The sequence below is a fragment of the Salipiger mucosus DSM 16094 genome (genome assembly GCF_000442255.1).
In the GTDB taxonomy this organism is placed as follows: Bacteria; Pseudomonadota; Alphaproteobacteria; order Rhodobacterales; family Rhodobacteraceae; genus Salipiger; species Salipiger mucosus.
The window spans coordinates 22,117-28,116 of record NZ_KE557292.1; the positions used below are offsets into that span (position 1 = coordinate 22,117).

A 6,000-nucleotide genomic window follows, 5' to 3' on the forward strand; every position below is an offset into this window, starting at 1 on the left:
AGCGCGATGGAGCCGACCAGGAACCAAAACTCGGCCGTTTCGGTCTGAGGCTGCGGAATGGGGCGGTCGAAGGCCTTGGCCAGTGCCGGGGCGGGGAGGATTGTCGCAAGGGCGAGGATGCGTTTCATGTCAGCTCTCCATGGTCAGGGTCTGGTAGATGTCGGGCAGGGCGCGGGGCAGGCGTTCGGGGTGCGGCAGCAATGTGAAGCCGGCACGGCCGAAAATGCGGGCGAACCAGTCCTGTCCGTCCGAGTCGACGATCACGCCGTGCACCGCCTGCCCAAGCGCGCGGGCTTCGCGAACCGCCATGCGGCTGTCCTCGATCCCGTGCTGGCCCTCGTAGTGGTCGAGGTCGTTGGGCTTGCCATCGGTCAGCACCAGCAACAGCCGCCGCGTGGCGCCCTCCTTGGCCAGCTGGGCCGAGACGTGGCGGATCGCGGTGCCGAGCCGCGTGTAGTGGCCCGGTCTCAGTCCGCCGATCCGCGCGGTGACCGCCGAGGACATGGGGTCCTCGAAGGTCTTGCAGCGGTGCACGAACACCCGGTCGCGGCGGAGCGAGGAAAAGCCCCAGATGCCCAGCCGGTCGCCGGCGGTATCGATGCCCTCGGCCAGGGCGGACAGCGCCTCGCGCGCGACCTCGATCACGGATGTGTCGACGATGGCGGCCTCGGTCGAGCGGGAGCAATCCATCAGGATGGCCACGGACAGGTCGCGTGCCATTGGCCGGCTCGATTGCCAGACCCGATCGCTGCCCTCGTGCCCGCACGCGATGTCGGTTCGCGAGGTCACGATGGCGTCGAGATCCAGATCGTCGCCGTCGATTTGCCGGGGCAGCATCACGCGGCGTGGATGCAGCGGCGCGAACTGGCGCTTCACCCGCGTGACCAGTTTCGGGTCGGGGGCATACTCGATGCGCGGTTTCGCCTCGGCCTCCAGCACGCGGGCATGGCCGGGCATGTAGTCGCCGGTGCGGCGGTTCCATTCGGGATAGGTGTAGGCGCCCGCCAGCCGTTCGTGTTCGGCGTCCTGCGGCGAGAGGTCCAGCGACAGCCGCAGGCGGGTGGCGGCACGTTTCAGGTTCTGCGACAGGGTCAGGTGGTCCTGGTCCTCGGCGGCCTTGGCGGCGTTGTCCTGGTCGTCGTCATCCACCATCCGGTTCACGTTGAGGCTTTCCGCCCAGGACATGATGGTTTCGAACCGGTGTATGATGAAGCTGTCGTTCCGGTTCGCCTGGTCGCGTTCCTCGCGGCGAGCATCCTTGCGGGTCGGCACGGCCATGGCGGCGCCTTGGGTCTGCGGCTCTTCGGGCGCGCCCTTTCCGGCCTTGGCGCCATGTCGCAGGCGCAGCCAGATCGGGATCGGCGCATAGGTGCGATAGCCACGCGGGGCGGGGCAGGTCAGGCATTCCCGGGCGTCCGAGGGGCCCGTGAGCTGGTCGAGGATCAGCCGCTCGATTCCCGCCTCGCAGCGCGGCAGGCCGGTGCGCTGGCGAGTTTGCACGACGTGACGGCACAGGCTGCCATGCGCATGGCGCAGGCCGGGGCAGGCGGCATAGGCTCGGTCCGAGGCGGCGGCCAGCGCCGCGATCTCGGCCCGGTCGGCCGCCAGCGGATCGGCCTTGCGCAGGGGGATCTCGGCGAAGGCGGCGAGAGCCGCCAGCCAGAGATAGCAGGCGCGGTTCAGCTCGCGCGTGGGGAAGGTGTCGATCACCGGCGGCAGGCGCAGGCGGTCGCCGTCGAAATCCGCGACATGCGCCTTTTCGCGCGGGGTGCCGATACGGCGAATGCGGTCCGGGCGGTGATCCGAGGTGGCGAGGGGGGCGGGGGTGATCTCCACCCCCGCCGCGCCGCCAAGCGCCCGGAAGAGCGTGGCGGCCGACCGGTGCATGTCCTCGAAGGTCACGGCGCGGGCGGCGTCACTCCCGGTCGCCCCCCAACGCGAGGCCATGTCGTGCCAGAGATTGCCGACGGTTTCCTCCGGTTCCATCAGGTCGAGAACGTGCAGCATGGTCTTCACCCGTAGATCACGGCGGCGAGGTCGCGCAGCGCCTGTTGCGTGTCCGGCTCGTCGCTGAGCGGTTCGATGATCGCGGCCTCCAGCGCACGGTCCACGGACATGCCCCCGGCGATCATCGTGGCCGCGTAGATCAGCAGGCGGGTCGAGACGCCTTCCTCGAGGTCCATGCCCGACAGGCCGCGGATCTTGCCCGCGAGCCGCACCAGCGCGGTCGCGCGCGCCTGGTCCAGACCGCTTTCACGTTCCACGACCGGCGTTTCGACCTCGGGTGACGGAAAGTCGAAGCCGATCGAGAGGAAACGCTGCCGCGTCGACGGCTTCAGCTTTTTCAGGATGTTCTGGTAGCCGGGGTTGTAGCTCGCCACGAGCATGAAGGACGCGGGAGCCTGCAACTCCTCGCCCGTCCGGTCGATCACCAGCCGGCGGCGGTCATCGGTCAGCGGGTGCAGCACGACGGTGACGTCCTTGCGGGCCTCGACCACCTCGTCGAGGTAGCAGATCCCGCCCTCGCGCACCGCGCGTGTCAGGGGGCCGTCCACCCAGACGGTCTCGCCGCCCTTCAGCAGGTAGCGTCCGATCAGGTCGGCGGCCGACAGGTCGTCATGACAGGCCACGGTGTGCAGCGGAAGGTCCAGCCGGGCCGCCATGTGCTCCACGAAGCGCGTCTTGCCGCAGCCGGTGGGCCCCTTCAGAAGAAGGGGCAGACCGTTGGCATGGGCCGTCTCGAACACCGCGCATTCGTCGGCTGCGGGCTGGTAGAACGGCAGGTCGGGTGTCTGGAGGTCTTTCATGGATCACTCTCCCGGAACGGCCACGGGGCCGGGTTGGACAACCTCGCGGCGCACCACGAGCATGGAGTAGATGAAGAGCAGGGCACCGAGGACCACCGCCACGCCCGAGCCGAAGCGCATCAGGTAGAACAGGCCGAGCTGGTCCTGCACGTCCATGTAGTAGTCGCCCACGATCCGCTGCATGTGCGTCTGGATGGTGCCGGCGAAGGTCAGCGTGAAGGTCATGAAGGCCATGCCGCCGGTCATCAGCCAGAACGAGGCCATGTTGAGCACCTGGTTATAGGGCGCGCGGTTCCGCAGCACCGGCATCGCGTAGGTGAACATCGCGAGGTTCAGGGCCACGTAGGCGCCGTAGAAGGCGAGGTGCCCGTGGGCCGCGGTGATCTGCGTGCCGTGGGTGTAGAAGTTCACCCCGTGCAGCGTGTGCAGGAACCCCCAGACTCCCGCGCCGAAGAAGGCGACGGTGCTCGATCCCAGCGACCACAGCAGCGCGGCCTTGTTCGGGTGGTTCTTGCGGCCCTTCCAGACCATGACGAAGGCAAAGGACATCATCGCGAAGAACGGCACGACCTCGAAGGTCGAGAAGACCGAGCCGATCCACTGCCAGTAGCCGGGCGTGCCGATCCAGTAGAAGTGGTGCCCGGTGCCGAGGATGCCGGAGAACAGCGCGGTGGCGACGATGACATAGAGCCATTTCTCGATCACCTCGCGGTCCACGCCCGTCAGCTTCAGCATGAGGAAGCCGAGGATCGCGGCCATGACGAGTTCCCAGGTCGCCTCGACCCAGAGGTGCACGACCATCCACCAGTACATCTTGTCGAGCGACAGATTGTCGGGGTTGATGAAGGCGAAGACCCAAAGCAGGCAGAGCAGCCAGAGGCCCATCATCAGGATGTTGGTGATCGCCGTCTTGCGCCCCGCGAGGAAGGTGAGCGAGACGTTCGCGAGAAAGATCACCGCCGCCACGAGGATGCCGAACTTGACCCAGAGCGGCTGTTCGAGGAACTCGCGCCCGCCGTGGATGCCCACGAGGTACGATCCGACCGCCCCAAGCGTGCCGACCACGAGGATCGCCAGCTGGATGTAGGCGAGCTTGACCGAGAAGATCTCTCGTTCGCTTTCCTCGGGCACGAGGTAGTAGGCCGCGCCGAAGAAGCCCAGCAGCAGCCAGACGATCAGCGCGTTGGTATGGATCATGCGCACGATGTTGAAGGGCAGGGCCTCGGACAGCGTATTGGGCGACACGTAGATCCAGCCCAGCAGCAGCCCGCCCAGCACCTGGATGCCGAACAGCGCCATCGCCACGAGGAAATAGGCGTAGGCCACCTTTTGCGATTGGTATTTCATTGATTTGTCTCCTGTTCCCCGATCAGCCGGCGTCGTTCGGCGGCCAGTTCTGGGTGTCGGTCTGATCTGCCCAGCGGAGGAATTCGGCGAGTGCGCGCATCTCCTCCTCGGTGATCTCGAAATGCGGCATCTGGCGACGACCCTCGATGCCCGAGGGCTGTGCCTGCATCCATCCGTCCAGCATCTCGTAGGCGAGCTCGGGATCGTCCAGGACGCCCCAGCGGGTCATCACATTCCCGACCTCGGGGGCGAAATAGGCGCCTTCGCCGTGCAGCGTGTGGCAGTTGATGCAGGAGTTGCGTTCCCAGACGTGCTTGCCCAGCCGGACCTCCTCGGTGAGGGGCATCCCGGCCGTGGCCTTGTCCACGATGTGACGGTGGCTTTGCGCCGTAAGGGCCACGAACACGACGACGAAGAAGATCGATCCCCCGTAGAACACGTTCCTGGCCCGCGATTTGGTGAGTATTTCTGACATGTCGCGGTCCCGGCGATTTGTTGCGGATGCGAGGTGTCTACCGGGCGTGTCATCGCCGCTTGTTGTGGAAGCGCAAAGAAGCGGACGAAAGGCGGCCGCAGTATATCGGGGAAAGGACACGCCCATGCGCCGCCGCCCCGACTCCAACGATCCCGACCTGCCGCTGGCAGATCTCTTCGCCGCGTGGCCCGAGGCGGCGCAGCCCTTCCTGGATCGTCGAATGCTCTGCCCCGGATGTCCGATTGCGCCGTTTCACACGGTCGTCGATTCCTGTCGCGAGTACGACCTGGACGAAGACAGCTTCCGCAGCGAGATCGCCGGCGGACTGCGTTCCGAACGGCAGAAGCGCGCGTAGGCGCAGGCAGGCAGCTGTCAGCCGTTGCCGTTGCTGATGAGCACCAACTGGTGCGGATCGGTGACCGCGATGCGCTTGCGCGTGGATTCCACGATGCCCTGCTTTTCCCACGATGAAAGCAGCCGGCTGACGGTGTGCAGGGTCGTGCCGGTCATGTCCGAGATATTCTGGCGCGTCACCGGAAACGCGATCTCGATCCCGGTGTCCGTTTTCCGCCCGCTTTGGTTCACCATGCGCAGCAAGGCGGCGGCGACACGCTTTTCCACCGCCTGGGTCGCCATCTCGGTCAGTGTCTGCTGGATCTGACCCAGTCGCTGACCAAGGGTCTTGTAGCTCTCGGTTGCGAAGCCGTCGTAGCTCGCTGTGAAATCGGACCACAGGCGCGCCGGCCATGACAGGGCGATGGATTCCGCGGCGGTCATCGCCGTGGCCGGGTAGGTGTCGCGCTGAAGGGCCGGAGCGATGCCGAAGAGCTGGCCGGGCGAGATGTGGAGGACGATAATCTGATCGCCGTCCGGCGTGGTACGGATCACGCGCAGGTAGCCGTCGAGCAGCAGGAAGAAACGGTCGGCATCGTGGCCCTCCCGAAAGACGGCCGTGCCCTCATCGTAGCGGCGCGAACTGGCCTGGTCGAGAATTTCGCGGATCTGAGGCCTCTCAAGGCGCGAGAATGGCGGCAGGCCGGTCAGAAGGCTTTCGTCGAGCTTCGGCAAGTTTCGGTCCGCGAGTTTGAGCAAGAGCAACGTTCCGATCGACGGATTACTGCAAACCGGGAGCAAGCGAAACAACCGGAAACGGAGAAAGGAAGTTCCGATGTTCAAGATGATGATGATGTCTGCCGCTATCACCCTTGCCGCCGGTGCGGCGTTCGCCACAGACGGAGCGGTGCATGAGGTCAAGATGCTCAACAAGGGCGAGGCGGGCGTGATGGTGTTCGAACCCGCCTACGTGAAGGCCGAACCCGGCGACGTGATCCAGTTCGTGCCGACCGACAAGGGCCACAATGTCGAAAGCAT

7 protein-coding genes are annotated in these 6,000 nt (G+C 66.0%); 2 read left to right on the forward strand and 5 right to left on the reverse strand.

Translation table 11 applies throughout. The features are described from left to right. Positions 1-129: 129 nt before the first annotated feature. Genes SALMUC_RS26850 through SALMUC_RS26865 form a run of 4 tightly spaced genes read right to left on the reverse strand, consistent with a single transcriptional unit; the run spans position 130 to position 4,629 of the window. Positions 130-2,007 (reverse strand): nitric oxide reductase activation protein NorD, encoded by a 1,878-nt coding sequence (locus SALMUC_RS26850; protein WP_037373063.1) that lies wholly within the window; start codon positions 2,005-2,007, stop codon positions 130-132. 5 nt (positions 2,008-2,012) lie between these two features. Beyond that, entirely contained in the window at positions 2,013-2,807 is a 795-nt protein-coding gene (locus tag SALMUC_RS26855; RefSeq protein ID WP_020043552.1) for a CbbQ/NirQ/NorQ/GpvN family protein, read from the reverse strand. Between the two features lie 3 nt (positions 2,808-2,810). After that, positions 2,811-4,154, reverse strand: coding sequence for a cbb3-type cytochrome c oxidase subunit I (locus tag SALMUC_RS26860; RefSeq protein WP_020043551.1), 1,344 nt, complete (start codon positions 4,152-4,154; stop codon positions 2,811-2,813). A gap of 22 nt (positions 4,155-4,176) precedes the next feature. Further along, on the reverse strand, positions 4,177-4,629 hold the full coding sequence (locus tag SALMUC_RS26865) for a c-type cytochrome (RefSeq protein WP_037373052.1): 453 nt from the start codon (positions 4,627-4,629) through the stop codon (positions 4,177-4,179). Positions 4,630-4,753: 124 nt separating this feature from the next. Here SALMUC_RS26865 and SALMUC_RS26870 point away from each other — a divergent pair, with 124 nt between their 5' ends. Further along, on the forward strand, positions 4,754-4,984 hold the full coding sequence (locus SALMUC_RS26870; RefSeq protein ID WP_020043549.1) for a DUF1858 domain-containing protein: 231 nt from the start codon (positions 4,754-4,756) through the stop codon (positions 4,982-4,984). A gap of 17 nt (positions 4,985-5,001) precedes the next feature. Here the strand turns inward: SALMUC_RS26870 and SALMUC_RS26875 are convergent, their stop codons facing one another. Next, complete coding sequence (locus SALMUC_RS26875; protein WP_020040127.1) at positions 5,002-5,697, reverse strand: Crp/Fnr family transcriptional regulator; 696 nt, start codon at positions 5,695-5,697, stop codon at positions 5,002-5,004. Positions 5,698-5,797: 100 nt separating this feature from the next. On the opposite strand from SALMUC_RS26875, the gene SALMUC_RS26880 reads away from it, so the two are divergent. Then, positions 5,798-6,000 (forward strand): plastocyanin/azurin family copper-binding protein (locus tag SALMUC_RS26880; protein WP_037373055.1); only part of this gene is annotated, 203 nt, incomplete at its 3' end.